Genomic DNA, 16,692 nt, shown 5'->3' on the forward strand with positions numbered 1-16,692 from the left:
AATGAAAATTTCAATTATAATTCCTACAAAAGATAGGTTTGAATATTTAAAGGAGACATTTAATTTTTTATCGAAAAACAAATTTTTTTTTACTGAAGTAATAGTGGTTGATAGCTCTATCAGACAGGGTATAAAAATTAGAAAGTTGTGTAACGAGGCAAAATTCAAAACAAAGCTTTTGCGCTCAAAGGCTTCGATTGCCTATCAAAGAAATATTGGTTTAAAAAATTTAAACAAAAAAACTGATTTTGTTATGTTTTTAGACGATGATATTACATTTCAAAAAGATGCATTACATAAAATGAAATTGGCTATTTTAGAATCGGATAAAAACATAGCAGGATTTGGTTTTAACCTACAATTAAATAAAAGGATAAATTTTTTAGATAAATTAAAAAAAATAGATATTGTAAAACAATTGGGAATTTATAATTCAAAGATGGGAGTAGTAACGCCTTCTGGATGGCAAACAATAGCTTATAATTTTAAAAAGAATACTGAAGTATCTTGGTTGTCTACTCAGGCGAGTATTTTTAAATACAAGGCTATTAAAAATATTTATTTTGATATTTTTTTTGAGGATTATAGCTACCTAGAAGATTTGGATTTTAGCTACCGGACAAGCAAACTGGGGAAGCTTTTGTTGATACATAAAGCTAAATACCAACACCCAAATGAAATAGAAAGATCTGGATATTTTTTTGGTAAGAAGGAAATACTAAATAGGTATTATTTTGTTAAAAAAAATAAATTACGATTTGTAAATTTTTTATTAGGAGCAATTGTGAAATCTGGCATGAATTTAACAAGACTAAAATTAAGTTTTTTTTTAAGATTTGTTGGAAATATTAATTCTTTAATAAGAATAATTTTTATTTTTAGCTTTACTGGCATTGGTGATAATAAGAAACACTAGATTTTCACTTTCACAATGCAGATGTAAGACCTCTACCAAACCATACCCTTAATTAATAAATTATAATAAAGTGTTTAATAAAAAAGTCTGTTAATTTGTAAGGCTTGTAAATTTAAGTTCTTTGGCTTAAATCTAAGCTAGGCAATTAATAAATAGAAATAATTTTTCTAATAGCATTAAATGAATGGATTCGCTTTTTATAATCAATCAAAGAAATAAATTTGTTTTTTAAGAATCGGTTTGGTGCAGATTGTTTGTCGCATACAATGCAAGTTTTACACATGATACAATCCATCAAAAAAAAAGTGTAAAAGTTTTCACCACTGTTAATAGCAACCTTAGACTCAGATATTAGCTTTAATGCAATTTTGCTTTCAATGGCCCCATAATTTGCAACACCAGCTATATTAAGTCTATCTCCAAAAGATATAACTTTATATCCAGAATTAACAAAAAATCTTGCTGCATTGATAGCAAATGCATTATTCTTATTATTGTGATTTCTAAAATAAATGACGATATCAAATACTTTTTTTACTTGATTTTTATTTGATAAAAAATTTTCATTATTCTTGATATAATTTAAACAGTAGTTAAATTCACTTTTCTTCCTCAGACTAAGACTAGTAAATTTTTTTAAATTTTCAGTTGCAAATATTATTTTTTTAAATCTAAATTTTAGAATTAGGCAAGATATTCTATAAAGAATGGGAATAAAATATTTCCTGAAATAGCCTGATGAAAACACATGAGAACCTGTAATGGGACCGAGTATTGTATGGGGTGCTAAAAAAAGAAATAAAAAAACATTCCATAAAGGAATGTAATTTAAGTAAGTAAATTTTTTTTTCTTAAAGAAAAAAAACCAAGAATAATAACATCCAATAAAAGGACTGATATATTTGTGATAAAAATTATTATAGTTAACTTTTTTTTTAACAATTCTATTCTCAAAATTGTCAATAATAAATTTTCCAGAATTGGTTAATAACAAAATATTTTCTTTGGATTGTCTCAATTCGTTTTCAAGAAATAGTCTCGCTAATTTACCTTCGCCTGAGCTTCTTTGATAATCACAAGCCCATCCAAAAAAATTATTATTTTTCATTTTTTATATTTAGCTCATAAAATTCACCACTAAAATAATTTTTTATCAAAAATATACAGCTAAGAACTAGTCTATAAGATCTTCTCCGAAAATCATTTCGAAGTCTCCAAAGAAACTCTAGTTTAGAAGAAAAAATTGGTAATGGTTTACTGATGTTTCCACTTAAGTAATCCAATGCACCTCCTGCACACACAACTTTTGCATTGTCAAATCTATTCATTATGAAAGATCCTAAAATCTCTTGTTTGGGTGTTGGTATCGCAATTAAAAATAAAGTTTTATTATCAACGTGTACTTTAAATTTACTAAATCTTTTTATAATAGAATCCGTATTTGCAAAAGGAAGATCTAATTGAATAATAGTTGCTGTGTTTTTAAACTTTTTAATTACATATTCAAAATTTTTTTATTTTTTTTCGACAAAAGATAAATTTTATTTATTTTTTTACTGGGATGTAATTTAGCAAGAAGATCTCTCCCTGGTAATTTTTTAATATGTGTATTAAAAGGAAACATTCCATCTTGCCAAAATATAATGTCTTTTCTCAAAACGTTCAATTTGTTAATTACTAAAGAGTAAAATGCTAAATTTCTAGCACATAAAAAAAATTTTTTTCTTTGAAGTATTTTTTTTATGTTATCAATTATAAAAATGGATGGAGTGTAATTTTCTTTTATATATTGACTATATTTATATTTAAATTCAAATTTGCCTTTTAAGAGTTGAGGAATTTTAATTAAATTTTTAAAAAAAATAGTAATTATATAAATATTACCAAGATGGTTTTTTGCTATTAACAAATCTTCTTTTGTTTTTTTAAAAATAAATTTATTACTGACTCCACCTAACCGCATAATTACAGAAACATAATTTGTATAAACAATATTACTAGCCTTCTTAAAAATTCTTAAAATATAATCATAGTCTCCAGAAATTGGATAGCAAGTTCGATACGCTATGTTTTTATATTTTTTTGAAATAAAAATCGATACGTGCGGCGGCATCCATCCTAGTTGCATTTTTTTAAAATTATAATTACTAGAAATCCAAGCTCTTCTAATTGCTAATAAATTATTTCTTAAACAAAATTTAATATCACTATAAGAAATATCAAAATTAGTTTCTTGATATATTTTGGCAACGTTAGACAGGACTTTGGTCGATGCAAAAATATCATCAGAGTGCAATAATCCAATTATGTCACCCGTTGTATTTTGTAACCCAACGTTGAGCGCACCAAATTTATTTTTACTCCTCTTGTCAATTATTAATCTAGTAATGTGTTTTTGTTTTTTCAGGAATGTGTAAGTTCGGTCTTGTGAGTTTGAATACACGACTATCAATTCTTTATTTTTGTAATCTTGGATTTGGTAAGATTTGATGCAATCTTCCAAATAGGGCATTCCATTTTTAACTACTGTAACAATGCTAACCTTGATATTTTTTATACTCATGTTCAATATTATATATAGCTAATGCAAATAAAATAAAATCTATTCCAAAAACTGCAAAAGAACTTTCGAATATAGACCTTAAAAAGAAAACAATCAAAATAATGTACGAAAATAAAAAAACTGAACTGCTGCTAGGAAAAACTTTTATGCTTTTTAAAAAAATATAGAAATATCTTAAATATATAAAAAGAATAGACAGTAATCCGAAAATTCCAGCTGAGGAATATGCATAAAGTAAAGCATTGGAGGCAGTCTGCTGTATAAGAAACCTATCGGCCTGAGTACCGTATCCAAATAAAAAATTTTGATTTGTTAAAATAGCAATATTTTTCCAATCCCGAAATCTTTGAGAGGAAAATGACTTATTGTCATTTGTCCTCAAAAGTTTCATCTTATTTGTTTTTGTTTTATTAACTTTAGTTTTTGCATAGTGTTTAATATACTGCTCATCCTCAAGATTAATTATTTTTCTCAGATCTTTACTAGGAATTATCTTGGTAATAGTAAATAAATATATTTTTGAATCAGTATACTGTGAAAGAATATTTTTATAAAAAAAATTAGAAGAAATAAAAATTAAGATAGTAAAAAAAGAAGGTAATAATAAATAGTAAAATAACTGATTTAAATAAAATTTATAAGATCTATTTTTTTTTAATAATTCTAAAACAAATATTATTAACAATATAATAATAAAAATTGCTAAAATAGTTCTTGATTGATTTAAAAAAATTGAGGGTATAAACAATATAGAAGAAAAAAATATAGATAATTTCTTCATTTTTTTAATTAAAAAAAAATGGCTAAACACAAATAAACACAAGCCTATTCTCGCAATTCCAGAACTTCTAGGGGCATTGTCAACAAAAAAGACGGTAGATTCATAGTAACCGTATGGATGAACACCTAATGCAAACATTTTGATTATTGTGATAAAATGAAAAACTAAAAATAAAAAGAAGAGAATTGAGAAGGAAAATACTAATAAATTTTTAATTTTATTCTGGCAGTGGGTTAAATAAATATTTAAGAATAATAGAACATTTAAAGAATGAACGTTATAGATAATATTAGAATTGTTATTTTCTGAAAAGAGTAATGAAAAAATTTGAACTAATTGGTAGCAGATAAAAATTATTACGGATAAATAAAAATTTTTACCAATTGTCTTGTTTGTTATAGTTGCTCCTAGCAAAAAGAAAAAGACAGAAATGGATAAATAAAGTCGAATAGGGTTAAGATTGTCTTTTAATTTACCTTGATTAAAAAGCGTTTCAATGGACACTAAATGATCTATGTTTGTATTGATAGACAGAATAATTAAAAACCACAACAGTATTAAAAATAATTTATTTGAGAAAAATTTACTTAGAATCATTTATTTGTAAGATTCTAAGATTCTAATAATTTTTTGGGAAATAAATGGTACAAAAAAAGCAGAACACATCAACATATACCTATCTGACGAGTTAGATAAAAACCATTTTATATCCCCTGCTAATGAAAGGTAAATGAAGATATAGCTTGCACATAAAATAAGGAATAAATATCTGAAACAGTTATCGTTTTTATTTTTAATAAAAAAAAGAAAGAAAATAATCAAAACCCATATGGGGTGCTTAAAGGAGTTGACGATAAAATAAAAAACAATCTGAACTATATTTTGTAAAAAGTTTTGATAAATTAAAAAGTTTAAAGACATTCCTTCGCTTGCTCCAATACTTTTGTAAAAAAGATAATGCTTCAACAAAAGTAAAAATACTGCAGATAGAGTTAATATAATGTTAAATCGAAAACTAAATTTATTATAATAATATGAGAAAAAAATAATTATGAAACCAAATAACACACCTTCATTTTTGATCCAAATTAATGAATTAAATATAAGTAATAATAATATTAAAAAGTAGGTATTTTGCTTTGGCTGATTCATTATAAAAAAAATTGCTGCTACAATAATGCTAAAGATTAAATACTCTTGGTATCCTAAAAAATAATCGATTTTAAATGTAGCGATTATGATAATCAACAGAGTTAATAGAGCATTCAAATTAAAAGAATTCTTTGGCTTAATTGCCATAAACAAAGCTGCCAAATATAAAAAAATATAAAATAGCCTTCCAAAATATTCATGCTGTAAATATGAATATTTCCAAAAGAAAAACCATGGCAAAGTTCCAGCAAATGGATAGCTAGGAAAGGAAGTGTCTTTCAAGTCCCAAAAATTTTTTTTATAAAAAAAATTTTGTACTTTTAAATTCCAAACCTCTTGGGCGTCCCACCCCAACTCAACTTGGCTTGCAATCATAATAAAAAATACCGATGTTATAAATATAAAGCAAAAAACAAAACTATTAAAAAATTTAAATTGTTTTATAATTTGTATAAAATTGAATGATGCAATGAGAATTAATATTATTAAAACGAATAGATAGTTTATTTGAAAAAAAGATAAAAATAACAACAGATTAATAAATAAAATGCAACTGATACAAATATTAACGATAAAATAATTTTTATCCCCTATTGAAAAGTTACCTATATGCATTCTTGGGAAATTACTAAATGCACATATAAAAAATAATAACTGCAGAAATATAAAAAAAAATTCAATCATTTTTGCAAGTATTCACAATTTTGAAATTGATCTATCAATTGATAATTATCAAAATTATTTTTAGTTTTTTTAAGATGTTTATTAATTATAATAACATTGTTCATCTTTTTATGGTCATTATTAATAGATAAAAAGAGCTTTTCTCCCAAAGGGAAATCATTAGAGTAGTTAATTAGAGTTACATTAGATGGATTGAAGTTTTTTTTATTTTTTTAATATATCCATATCCTTGTTTGTCACAAAACCCATAGCTACTTATTAATCTTGATTCATAATTATTTTTAATGATTAAATAAGAATTTAAAAAGACATCTGAAAAAATTGAAAAAACAAACAATATTAAGGAAATTTTGATAAAGTAATTTTTAAAAAATTTATTTTTCATGCAAAACTTATATACCAAGATTAAATATTCATTTAAACAGAACAAACAACAATGATTGAATTACATAGGATATTTGATGGAATAAATAGTATTAGTATTTACGTCTTCCTATTTTGTGCCACCCTTTCTTTTTTTAGAAAAAATATTAGTGATTTATTCAATTTGTATGACCGGCCAGATACTATCCGAAAACTTCACAAAAATACCACATCAACTTTTAATGGATTTTTGATTATTTCTTTGGTGCTAACCTATTCTTTATTAGATTTCTTTTTTTTTAAAGAATTTAATCTTAATTTTAATATTACATTATCAATAATCACTTTGAGTTTTTACCTAATTGGCTTGTATGATGATAAAAAAAACTTATCCCCTACACACAAAACGTTTTTAATTTTTTTATTATTGCTTATGATAATGCCTCTGAACCAAAACTTTATTATCAAGACACTTGATTTTAAAAACCTTTTTAATTTTCCAATAATTTTAAATCAAGCATCAATATTTGTTACTATTTTTTTTATTTACATTTTTTACAATCTCCTAAACTTTGCGGATGGTAAAAATGGAGTTGCTTTAATAGTTGCGATTATATTTATTGTAATTTTAGCAATTGAAAAGAATGGAGTTACCAACCTTGATTTTTTAATATTAACTACTCTGTTAATTTGTCTGTACTTAAATTTAAAAAATTTATCTTTCTTGGGCAATTCTGGCTCTGCTGCTCTATCAGTTTTTATTTCTTTAAATTATATTTTTGAATATAATTCACAATCAACATTAAAATGTGATGAAATTTTTCTAATTTTTTTAATACCAGGAATGGACATGACAAGATTGGTAATAGAAAGAATCTCTAAGGGAAAATCTATATCGAGTGGGGACCTTAATCATTTGCATCATCATATTGGATCTATATGCAACGATAAATATATATTTATAATATATGGAATTGTAACTTTAATTCCCTACATTACATCTTTTTTAATAGACAGTTACCTTGTGCTTATTTTGGGAAATATTTTATTTTATCTTAGTGTTTTTATTTTTTTAAAAAAAATTATTTTTTAAGTAATTTCATATTATTAGATAAAAAAATAATTGCCAATCCTATAAAATAAAAAACTCCATTAAATGTTGAAAAAAGAGAGCCCGTAGTTTGAATTGGCCAAAACAATACAAAGTAAAGACATATACTTGCTACCGTTATAGGATTTTTATCTTTGATATATTTTTGGAATAATCGGATCAACATAGTTCCAATAAATATAATAAATGAAATAAAAAACACACCTCCAAATTCTGATAGAATTTCTAAATAAAAGTTATGTGGATGAGTGTTACATCTTGCAAATGAATATTTGGACTTTATATTTTTATATTTCTTATTTTCACAAACTTTTCTAAAAGTCTTAATGCCCGATCCTATAATATAATGGTCTTTAAAAATCTCATAAGAGGTTAAAAAATGTGCACCGTATCTGCTATCAAGAAAACTACTGTACTTAAATTTTTTCTTGTCATTCACTTGATGCAATTTTTCACCAAACCCAAATTCATGCATTGTATGATCAATATATTTCTTTTTAAATCCTGGGTTGCTCATTAAAAGAATGAAACCTAGAGAAATAACAACACAAATAATAATAAATTTAAAACGAATAGATGCTCTAAACAGGACTAGCAATCCAAATAAAGACAAAATACTTATATAAAAAGCAGACCTTTCATTTGTTAAAAAAATAATTCCAACTATCCAAATTAAATATAAAAAAATATAGATTTTTTTTTGGGTATTTAGGCAAATGGCAATGAAGCCAATGTAGAGCAATTTAGACAAATAAGCCCCGACGACATACTCTGTACCAAAAGGTCCCGATAAACGGTAGCCGTGGCTATCTTGCACAATAGATCCGGTGATACTAGTGCCAAAAATATACTGAACAAGCGTATCAATACTTACAGCCAAAACCGTATATAAAATTATTTTGTAAAAGACATTTCTGTGAATGGAGTTTCGTTCGAAAAAAGTAACTAGGGCCAAAAATAACAAGATATGCTTAATTAGACCAGCGCTTCCCCTTAGTGAAAGATCACTGTGCAATGAAAATAAATTATTAATTAATAAAAATAAAAATATAAAAATCAAAGCTTTTTTTACTATTTTTTCTAAATCAATTTTTTTAAAAAAAAAAATATTAAAAATAAAATATCTATTAAAACTATATTAATATTAATCGCTGCACTTCCAATTACTAGACTAATCGGTAAAAAAAAAATCAGGTATTTTTGAATATTTGTAAAATTAGCATGGTTTTTAAAATTCATATTTATCTAATTTTTCTTTTAATTTTTTTAATAGAATCGGTCATAAGCAACTTATTAAGTTTTTTTTCTAATATTTTTGTTTTTAAATAATTAAAATAAGTAAAAATAACGAGAACTGCTATACTAATAATGTTTACTATATAAAAAATACTAAGATTAAAATTCGTTATAAAAAAATGATCCACAGATGATGGTCTCACTGATAAAAAAATTACTATGAACCAGCATAAAAACCAAAAAAATAATTCTGGTTTATTAAAATATTTATTCTTATAATTTAAATGAGTAATGTAAATCATCAAAACAGAAATAAAGATTGAAATTGAAGATAGTAAAAATTTAATCATAATTATCTAAATCTCCAAACTAAAAGCATTGTTAATAATAAAAGACCTTGCAATAAATTCATGCCTTTGTATTTTTCGCTTGCAATCGTGTCAATAGGAAGCTGGGCAATTTTACATTTTCTCAAGCATAGCAAGCATGTTATTTCGGCATCTGCAAAATAATGAGTTATTCCTGAAGAAGTCCAATCTATTTTTTTAGAAATTTTAGTATTAATAACTCTTAGTCCAGACTGAATATCTTTAATAGATTTTTTGTATAAAAAGCTAAAAAAAAACTCTAACAATCTTGTCCCATGTTTTTTTTTAACATTTAAGTTATTTAAATTTTTTCTATATCCCAAAACTGCATCGTAATTTTTCTTTTTGACCATAAAGCATATTTTTTCTAGATCTTGAACCTTATGCTGACCATCCGCATCAAGATAAGCAACATATTTTTTCTTTTTAATGAGAGCAAAGTTCATGCCTGTTTTCATGGAAAGCGATTTGCCCAGATTGTATTTGTGTTTTGCACAAAAAACTGGAAATTTTTCAACCTCTTCAACTGTTTTATCTTGTGAATTATTATCAACTACTAAAATATTTTTAAACTTAGGAACAAGTTTTGATAGGAGCTTAGCAATATTTTTTTCTTCATTGTATGCTGGAACTACAATAAGAAAATCCTGATACATAATTTATAGATTTTTTTTAAATAAATTTAATTGGTTTACACTGTCTATTGTGAACCATTTTTTTGGTACTACTTTAGATACATGTAATTTTTTTTGAGCCATGAGTCTTTTCCAAAGAATGTTAAAATCTTGTGTTTTTTTAATTAATTGATTAATTTTTTTAGGATTAATAATTTGAATTCCCGAACAATAAATATCGCTATATTTTGTTCTGGATAGGGAGTTGACTTTGTCGTTTTGTTTATGAATAAAATCTCCATCCAATCCTTCGACTGGCTTAACAGGAACTAGCATGCAGGGTGGGCATTTTTGTCTAAGGTAATCTTTTTCAATTAATTCAAAATTAACACTTGTGATATTATCGCAAGTTAATACGACTATTGGCTCGTCCATTATATTAAAGGGGAAGTTAAATATCCACCAGGCATTACCTTTGCCGTTAGTGTTAATAACAGAACTAACATTATTTTGAATAACATGTTGGGCTATTGCACTTCCTTTATAACCTACAGTTATATGAATATTTTGTATAAATTTTTTTACTTTTTTTATACCCCCAAGAATTAAGGTTTCATCCTTAACCTTGATCAGAGCCTTTGGTATTTTTTTGGTTAATGGCATCATCCTAACCCCCCTGCCGGCAGCTAGTATAACTGCATGCTTAAATACTTGCATTAATATTTTAAATCTAACAATTGCGATATTTCTTTTTCTGAAAGCTTTTGGCAATTTTCCGAGGTTACTGTTTGTCTAATTGCATTTTTAATTTTTTTAGAAAAATCAATCACATAATATTTCTTTTTTTTATGATAAAAATTTTTTGTAAAATCTTTTTCATTTTCGGCTATAAGATATTCGTCTAATCTATCACCATCCCTTTTATTTATGATTTTATACTTCCCTCCAAATTTTTTCACCCAAACTTTTAATATATCAATCATTTTTGAAGATTTCATTTCAGGGCAGAGAATCTTTCCAGCTATTTTTTTAGAATTTTCTAATGCAGCAATAACTAAATCTACTGCGTCATCTGCTGTAAAAAAGAATCTTCTCATATAAGGACCCGTGGTTAAGATGGTCTTATTTTTTTTAAACATTTCTTTCCATATAGGTAAAACAGATCCTGTAGACCAAGCAACATTTCCATATCGTACACATAAAAATTTAGTTTTACTAAGCTTATTAGATAGTAAAAAAATTTTTTCCATTGCAGCCTTGCTCATTCCATAAAAGTTTTGAATCGGCTGTGTTGCTTTATCTGTTGAAATCCCAATCACCAATTTTACCCCTTTATCAATAGCTGTCCTTGCTATATTGCAAGAGCCCATAATGTTAACATCGGCACATTCAAAAGGTTGCGTTTCTGACAATCCAACAAATTTAGTTGCTCCAGCGTGGATAATGATATCAGGTTTACAAAAATTGATTGCATCTCTAACTGAATTTATATTAGTAATGTCTAAAGGAAATGTTTTGCAATTAGTCTTTTTTTCAACCAAAAAATTATTCTTATTATTTCTTGAGCCAAGGATAATATTAAAATTTTTTTTAAGTCTTTGGGCAAGATGCAGTCCAAGGAAACCATTCCCCCCAGTAATTAAAATTTTTTTTTTCATATATGCTTAATAATACAACTAATCATAAAAAAATACATATTATTTTACTAATATTTTCATTAGTTTTTATTTTTTATAAAATTCACTTCAAATCAAGTGTAGGAATTCTAGGAGATGAATTAAATTCAATATTGGTTTACTCCACAAATATATACACTCTATTTTTGAAAAATTTTCCTGGCAATGTTACATTTTTTCATTCGATAGGCTGGATTGGATCAAAAGTTCTTGGTTATGATTTAATAAATTTTAGAACAATTACTTTTTTACTTTTTGCAGGGACCGTATATGTATTCTACTTGCAGTTTAGATCGATCAATTTTCTATACATACTAATTTTACTTTCTTTATCTAGTTATTTAATTCTTTATGCAGGTTTTTATTTGGGCTATATTTTTTCATCTTTACTATTTGTTTTAATTTTTTATTTTATATTAAAAAACGATGATAATACAAAAAGTAAAATAATTTTTTTTTTATTGTTTCTGCAGCTCTACAATCATCTGGTAAATTTATACTTATGTTTGCCAATATTACTGTATTTGTTTATTTGCAATAAACGACATTTTAGAAATAATCTAAAATATTTTATAGTATATTTTTGCGTACCTCTCTCGGTTTTTTATATGCTCTCTATTATTTTAACAGGTCTGTCTCTAGCAAAACTGTCAAACTATTCTCTAATAACAGCCTTTGATTATTTAAATAATAATTTTTTGGATATTTTTTTTTCAGGATCTAATAGAATTTTTTTTTATGAAGCCTATGCTGATGCTAAAAATTTTTCTATAACTATTTTATTTAAAAATATTTTCTTCTTTGATAAAATTTTTCTATTTACGATTGCAATTTTGATTGTATTTCTTTTGGTAAATATAAAAACTAAAAAAATCCCAAAAAAAATAGTTTTTATTATGTGGATTCATTTTTTGATGTTTTTTTTAATCAACAAAGATCCGGCCCCAAGAATATTTAATGGTTTTTTTTAAGTTATTTATTTATAATTTTTATATATCTGTCAAAAATTACTTTGCTACAGAAAGAGAAAATATTTTTATGGATTGGGATATTTTGGGCTATAGTTTTATATTCTCATATTTATCTTTTTAATTTTAATAAAAGATTATTAGACACTATATTTGTGCAAGATACTCTAGATAATAAAGCAATTATAAAAGATATTTACCTATCTAAGTGTATGTTGAATAATAAGAATTATAATGAAATGAATAAGAAACTTTACTATTTTAATTATTTAAATATCTGCAAGCAAAAATTCAATTTAAATAAATTCAGAAAATTCTACAAAAACTAAATTCATTTTATTATTTGTGACCACCATAATATCTGAGGTATAGAATCTTTGGAACAAATCCTAATTTGGTAGCAAAATTGACTGGATGTTTTAAATATTTAAATAGGTTGTAATAAGTTTGAAAGTTTTTAAAGTTTTTATTTTTTTGACTCATTATTTGCTGATATTGTTCTTTGCTAAGGTCAAGTTTTTCCAAAATATATTTGGTTAACTTTTCTTTATCTTCAATTTTAGGTTTTTCAGCTAAAATTTTTTCTGCCTCTTTTTTATCAATTGTCTTAGATCTGACCATGGCTGCCAAACCAGTCATTCTTCTATCTATATTAAATTTCTCAGGAAGGTATACGGAGACAATAAACTTTGTAAGCAATGACTCATGGTGGTGACCGCCATAATATTTCCATTTTAATTCTTCTTGTAAGATTCTATCTACATTAGCATGATCATACTCAATATAATTAAGTGGTAATATAGTTTTTATTCCCATTAATATTTTATATTTAATTAGATCCGTAATATAAAAATTGTCAAAATTATTTAAATCTCCGTCACCAAAATTACTATGAATGGTTTTAATATATTTTCCATCCATGTATGTCCAATCCAAAGGCTCTATCCCCTCCGTTCTAAATGAGTGTCCATTAAATACATATTTAATATTTTCTTTATAAGCAGTCTCGTACATAGTTTTAAAAATACCTACATCCGTTGGAGTATCAGGATCGGAGACTCCTGCTAAAAAAAAAGATCTCGTAATTTTTTTTAAATACGTCCCAATTGGCAACTTTAGTTTCCAAATCTACGTTTAGTGTGTTGCAAATATTTAAAATATTTGAAACTGAAGTGTCGGAATCAAATCCGTTATCGTAATGGACGGCAAGTGGATTTAGGCCCATTTTTTTTTTTAAAAAGTACAAAAGATAAGAGCTATCTCGTCCACCACTTACACCAACTATACAGTCATGGCTTTTGTTTTTTCCATCTTTTTTTATTTGTTCTGCGATTTGATATATTCTGTCAGTTTCTTTTAGGCTCGAAGGATACTCTAGCTCCATTTCATCATGGATCTTACAAAACTGACAGACTAAATTTTTATCGAGCGATATAGAAGGAACTGTTTCATTTACTACGCATCTACTACATGTTTTCATTTATTTTTTTATAAAATTTGATATTAAAAAATACATTGGTGCTATAATCAAACTTACTAAAATTATACCAATTCTAAAAGAATTAATTGCTATAATTATTTCAATTATTTTTAAACTTGTACCCCTAGTTCCAAAATATGCAAATGTTTCAGAAATGCCTAGTGAAAAAGGAGTTAGGTTTACAATAAAAGATAGGTCTACTAGTGAGGCAGTTAATAAAGAATTGTAAAAATAATTTTCATTACTAAAAAATTTTAAAATAATCACAAATAAAATTGCAACTACAATATATTGAATACTAAAAATAGTTAATTGCTTTAAATGGAATAATAATAGATTCTTTTCTTTAATAAAGAAAAGAAATTCAATTAATTTATCAACTAATTTTAAATTAAAATTTTTAGTTAGTAATTTTAAATTTTCTATAAAATAAATTAATAAAAATAAATAGATAAAACTTGATAGTGCAATAAATGCAAAGATTAATTTTATATCTTTTGAAATTAATGTAACCCCTGCTATTAAATCAATTAAAAAAGTCGTAGCTAATCCAAAAAATGAAAATATGAACAATTCGCAAAAAATTGAAGAAATAGATAAAAATAAAAAACTTTTGATATTAATCGATTTTTTTTCTTTTAAATAGGTAACTCTAAAACCCAATCCAGACAATTGAACAAAACTGTTAAGGAGGTAGGTAGAAGTCATTAAGGCCAAGCTCTCCACTAAAGTAATATTCTTCTTAAAGAAAATAACAATATTTCTTAATACTAAAGCTTCTGTAATTAAATAAAGAAAGCACAAAAAAATAATTGCACTGATTATATCAAAGGTAAATTTATCGAAAAAATCAATTTCTTTAAAATCATTTTTAAAAAAGAAAAAAATAGATAAAGAAAATAAGATAGTTAAAATTAATGGATAAAACTTTTTAATGATCTTCATAATGCTCCATTAAGCTAACTATTGTTTCTTTGTCAGGATAATTTATTAGAACTGCTTTTCTAGATCCATAATATACAAAATTATTACCAGCGGCAGCGGCTGATAATTTGGTTTTATCAAAAACTTCCCTCATGCTATTTAAGTCTTTGCCTCCCCCAGATGCAATTATTGGAATTTTAACTAAATTTTCTGCAATCTTATAAAGATCAATATCATAGCCTAATCCAGTTCCTTCTCTGTGTACCGCTGTCAAAATAATTTCTCCCGCTCCTGCACTCTCACAATTTTTAATAAATTTCACCATATCCAAATTAATCGTTTTCTTTAAAAGATGAGAATAGATCAGGTATTTATTATTATTTTTAACAACATCAACACTAACCGTCGAACTCTGGCTGCCAAATTTAGATGCTACCCGATTCACCAAATCAAGATTGGCCAAGGTTGACGCATTTACAATTGTCTTTTCAACACCTTCGTTAATTATTCTAGATGCAGAATCAATATCGTTAATTCCACCGCCTACACATAGTGGAACAAAAGTTTCTTGTCTAATTTTTTTAATAAGGTCAAGATCTATCAATTTTTTATTTTTTCTTGCTCCTATATCTAAAAGGATAATTTCATGGGCTTTTTTTTCAGAAAAAATTTTAAGTGCGTTAAAAACATCCCCTACATAATTGTGATGATCAAAATTTGTTCCCTTAAAAAGATTATTATCTTTAAGCAATAAGCTCGGAATAATTCTAATTAATTTCATATAAATTTAAAAACTATTTAAAAAATTTTGTATTAATTTTTTTCCAACATCTTGACTTTTTTCTGGGTGGAATTGCACACCAAAGATATTTTTGTAAGAAAAGCTACTACAAAAAAAATTTCCATACTTTGTTTTTGAAGTAACTATTTTATAGTTCTCTGTATCAGGCTCAAAAAAGTAAGAATGGCAAAAATAAAATCTTTCCTCACTATCAATATTTTTAAAAAGATCATTGTTGTTAGCTTGAATTTTATTCCAACCAATGTGTGGAACTCGCAAAATTAAATCTTCGGGAAATTTTTTTATTTTTCCATTAACAAAATTTAATCCATTTACATGTCCTTCTTCGCTTGAAGTGCACAATATTTGCATGCCTGAGCAAATTCCAAGAACAGGTTTTTTTTTTCTATTATCTCTACCTCTAGCACTTTATCCAGACCTAGCTTAATAATATTATTCATGGAATGGCTAAAATTAGATACTCCAGGTAGAATAATCCTTGTTGAATTTTTTATTTTATTTTTGTCTCTTGTGATGCAAAATTCTATATTTAAATCTTCCAAAAGATTAGCCAGAGAATTAATATTACCAACATCATAATCAATTAATGAAATCATTAATTTTTTTTTTGCTTGGCTGGATTTCCCATGTATACGCCTTTGTTTTTTTTACAATCTTTTGTCACAACACTACCAGCTCCGATGACAATATTATTTTTTATTGCCACTGGTAAGATTGTGGAATTACTGCCAATTAAAACATTATTGCCCACAAGCGTGTTTAATAATTTTTTTTTATCTTTTGTAAGTTTGTTTTTTAAGAATTTGTCATTTACAAATTTTACTCCATGACCTATGAAGCAATTCTTTCCAATTTTAACTTTGCTACATATGAATGAATGACTCTGGATACGAGTATTGTCTCCAATAATAGATCCTTCTTGAATCTCGACAAAAGGTCCGATGAAACAATTATTGCCGATCTTGCAATTGTAAAGATTTACCGGTTCAATAATTGTTACATTTTTTCCAAAAGATACATTTTTGATTGATATTTTTTTTTTAATAGTCATAAG

General features: G+C 25.7%; 21 protein-coding genes. 3 read left to right on the top strand and 18 right to left on the bottom strand.

The features are described from left to right. Position 1: 1 nt before the first annotated feature. Positions 2-916 (top strand): glycosyltransferase family 2 protein, encoded by a 915-nt coding sequence (locus SAR11G3_RS00160; RefSeq protein WP_013694671.1) that lies wholly within the window; start codon positions 2-4, stop codon positions 914-916. A gap of 145 nt (positions 917-1,061) precedes the next feature. Here the strand turns inward: SAR11G3_RS00160 and SAR11G3_RS00165 are convergent, their stop codons facing one another. From SAR11G3_RS00165 to SAR11G3_RS00190, 6 genes are all read right to left on the bottom strand, one after another. Beyond that, complete coding sequence (locus SAR11G3_RS00165; RefSeq protein ID WP_013694672.1) at positions 1,062-2,024, bottom strand: hypothetical protein; 963 nt, start codon at positions 2,022-2,024, stop codon at positions 1,062-1,064. After that, entirely contained in the window at positions 2,014-2,412 is a 399-nt protein-coding gene (locus SAR11G3_RS07800; protein WP_081456253.1) for a WecB/TagA/CpsF family glycosyltransferase, read from the bottom strand. The genes SAR11G3_RS00165 and SAR11G3_RS07800 overlap by 11 nt, the downstream gene beginning before the upstream one ends. Then, complete coding sequence (locus SAR11G3_RS00175) at positions 2,412-3,479, bottom strand: glycosyltransferase (protein ID WP_013694674.1); 1,068 nt, start codon at positions 3,477-3,479, stop codon at positions 2,412-2,414. The genes SAR11G3_RS07800 and SAR11G3_RS00175 overlap by 1 nt, the downstream gene beginning before the upstream one ends. Continuing rightward, positions 3,454-4,764 carry an O-antigen ligase family protein gene (locus tag SAR11G3_RS00180; RefSeq protein ID WP_158304705.1) on the bottom strand — a complete coding sequence of 437 codons (1,311 nt, stop codon included), beginning with the start codon at positions 4,762-4,764 and terminating at the stop codon, positions 3,454-3,456. The genes SAR11G3_RS00175 and SAR11G3_RS00180 overlap by 26 nt, the downstream gene beginning before the upstream one ends. A 93-nt stretch (positions 4,765-4,857) precedes the next feature. Then, a complete protein-coding gene (locus SAR11G3_RS00185; protein ID WP_041862282.1) occupies positions 4,858-5,787 on the bottom strand; it encodes a hypothetical protein in 930 nt (309 codons plus the stop codon). A gap of 487 nt (positions 5,788-6,274) precedes the next feature. After that, on the bottom strand, positions 6,275-6,481 hold the full coding sequence (locus SAR11G3_RS00190) for a hypothetical protein (RefSeq protein ID WP_013694678.1): 207 nt from the start codon (positions 6,479-6,481) through the stop codon (positions 6,275-6,277). A 51-nt stretch (positions 6,482-6,532) separates the two neighbouring features. Here SAR11G3_RS00190 and SAR11G3_RS00195 point away from each other — a divergent pair, with 51 nt between their 5' ends. Further along, positions 6,533-7,552 (top strand): UDP-phosphate N-acetylgalactosaminyl-1-phosphate transferase, encoded by a 1,020-nt coding sequence (locus SAR11G3_RS00195; RefSeq protein ID WP_013694679.1) that lies wholly within the window; start codon positions 6,533-6,535, stop codon positions 7,550-7,552. On the opposite strand, the gene SAR11G3_RS00200 is transcribed toward SAR11G3_RS00195, so the two are convergent. The 5 genes from SAR11G3_RS00200 to SAR11G3_RS00220 form a co-directional block, all read right to left on the bottom strand. Further along, positions 7,542-8,630: an O-antigen ligase family protein gene (locus SAR11G3_RS00200; RefSeq protein ID WP_013694680.1), complete on the bottom strand. Its 1,089-nt coding sequence runs from the start codon at positions 8,628-8,630 to the stop codon at positions 7,542-7,544. The two genes, SAR11G3_RS00195 and SAR11G3_RS00200, sit on opposite strands and share 11 nt — an antisense overlap. A 181-nt stretch (positions 8,631-8,811) precedes the next feature. After that, a complete protein-coding gene (locus SAR11G3_RS00205) occupies positions 8,812-9,156 on the bottom strand; it encodes a DUF2304 domain-containing protein (protein WP_013694682.1) in 345 nt (114 codons plus the stop codon). A gap of 2 nt (positions 9,157-9,158) precedes the next feature. Then, the gene (locus SAR11G3_RS00210; protein ID WP_013694683.1) at positions 9,159-9,830 is read right to left on the bottom strand and encodes a glycosyltransferase family 2 protein; all 672 of its coding nucleotides are present in this window, start codon (positions 9,828-9,830) and stop codon (positions 9,159-9,161) included. 3 nt (positions 9,831-9,833) lie between these two features. Beyond that, a complete protein-coding gene (locus tag SAR11G3_RS00215) occupies positions 9,834-10,505 on the bottom strand; it encodes a nucleotidyltransferase family protein (RefSeq protein ID WP_041862427.1) in 672 nt (223 codons plus the stop codon). Further along, on the bottom strand, positions 10,505-11,446 hold the full coding sequence (locus SAR11G3_RS00220) for an SDR family NAD(P)-dependent oxidoreductase (protein ID WP_013694685.1): 942 nt from the start codon (positions 11,444-11,446) through the stop codon (positions 10,505-10,507). The genes SAR11G3_RS00215 and SAR11G3_RS00220 overlap by 1 nt, the downstream gene beginning before the upstream one ends. Positions 11,447-12,072: 626 nt before the next feature. On the opposite strand from SAR11G3_RS00220, the gene SAR11G3_RS07215 reads away from it, so the two are divergent. Beyond that, positions 12,073-12,435: a hypothetical protein gene (locus SAR11G3_RS07215; RefSeq protein ID WP_148225682.1), complete on the top strand. Its 363-nt coding sequence runs from the start codon at positions 12,073-12,075 to the stop codon at positions 12,433-12,435. Positions 12,436-12,771: 336 nt separating this feature from the next. On the opposite strand, the gene SAR11G3_RS06875 is transcribed toward SAR11G3_RS07215, so the two are convergent. Genes SAR11G3_RS06875 through SAR11G3_RS00250 form a run of 7 tightly spaced genes read right to left on the bottom strand, consistent with a single transcriptional unit; the run spans position 12,772 to position 16,689 of the window. Then, a complete protein-coding gene (locus SAR11G3_RS06875) occupies positions 12,772-13,545 on the bottom strand; it encodes a hypothetical protein (RefSeq protein WP_148225683.1) in 774 nt (257 codons plus the stop codon). After that, positions 13,478-13,912, bottom strand: a complete 435-nt coding sequence (locus tag SAR11G3_RS06880; protein ID WP_081456255.1) for an ATP-binding protein — start codon at positions 13,910-13,912, stop codon at positions 13,478-13,480. Before SAR11G3_RS06880 ends, SAR11G3_RS06875 begins: the two co-directional genes overlap by 68 nt. Further along, on the bottom strand, positions 13,913-14,857 hold the full coding sequence (locus SAR11G3_RS00235; RefSeq protein ID WP_013694691.1) for a hypothetical protein: 945 nt from the start codon (positions 14,855-14,857) through the stop codon (positions 13,913-13,915). Then, positions 14,844-15,617, bottom strand: coding sequence for a HisA/HisF-related TIM barrel protein (locus tag SAR11G3_RS00240; RefSeq protein ID WP_013694692.1), 774 nt, complete (start codon positions 15,615-15,617; stop codon positions 14,844-14,846). Before SAR11G3_RS00240 ends, SAR11G3_RS00235 begins: the two co-directional genes overlap by 14 nt. Positions 15,618-15,623: 6 nt before the next feature. Further along, the gene (hisH, locus tag SAR11G3_RS06885; protein WP_081456256.1) at positions 15,624-15,989 is read right to left on the bottom strand and encodes an imidazole glycerol phosphate synthase subunit HisH; all 366 of its coding nucleotides are present in this window, start codon (positions 15,987-15,989) and stop codon (positions 15,624-15,626) included. After that, positions 15,950-16,234: a hypothetical protein gene (locus SAR11G3_RS06890; protein ID WP_013694694.1), complete on the bottom strand. Its 285-nt coding sequence runs from the start codon at positions 16,232-16,234 to the stop codon at positions 15,950-15,952. The genes hisH and SAR11G3_RS06890 overlap by 40 nt, the downstream gene beginning before the upstream one ends. Then, on the bottom strand, positions 16,234-16,689 hold the full coding sequence (locus SAR11G3_RS00250) for an acyltransferase (protein WP_013694695.1): 456 nt from the start codon (positions 16,687-16,689) through the stop codon (positions 16,234-16,236). The genes SAR11G3_RS06890 and SAR11G3_RS00250 overlap by 1 nt, the downstream gene beginning before the upstream one ends. Positions 16,690-16,692: the final 3 nt, after the last annotated feature.

The organism is Candidatus Pelagibacter sp. IMCC9063 (assembly GCF_000195085.1).
GTDB lineage: Bacteria > Pseudomonadota > Alphaproteobacteria > Pelagibacterales > Pelagibacteraceae > IMCC9063.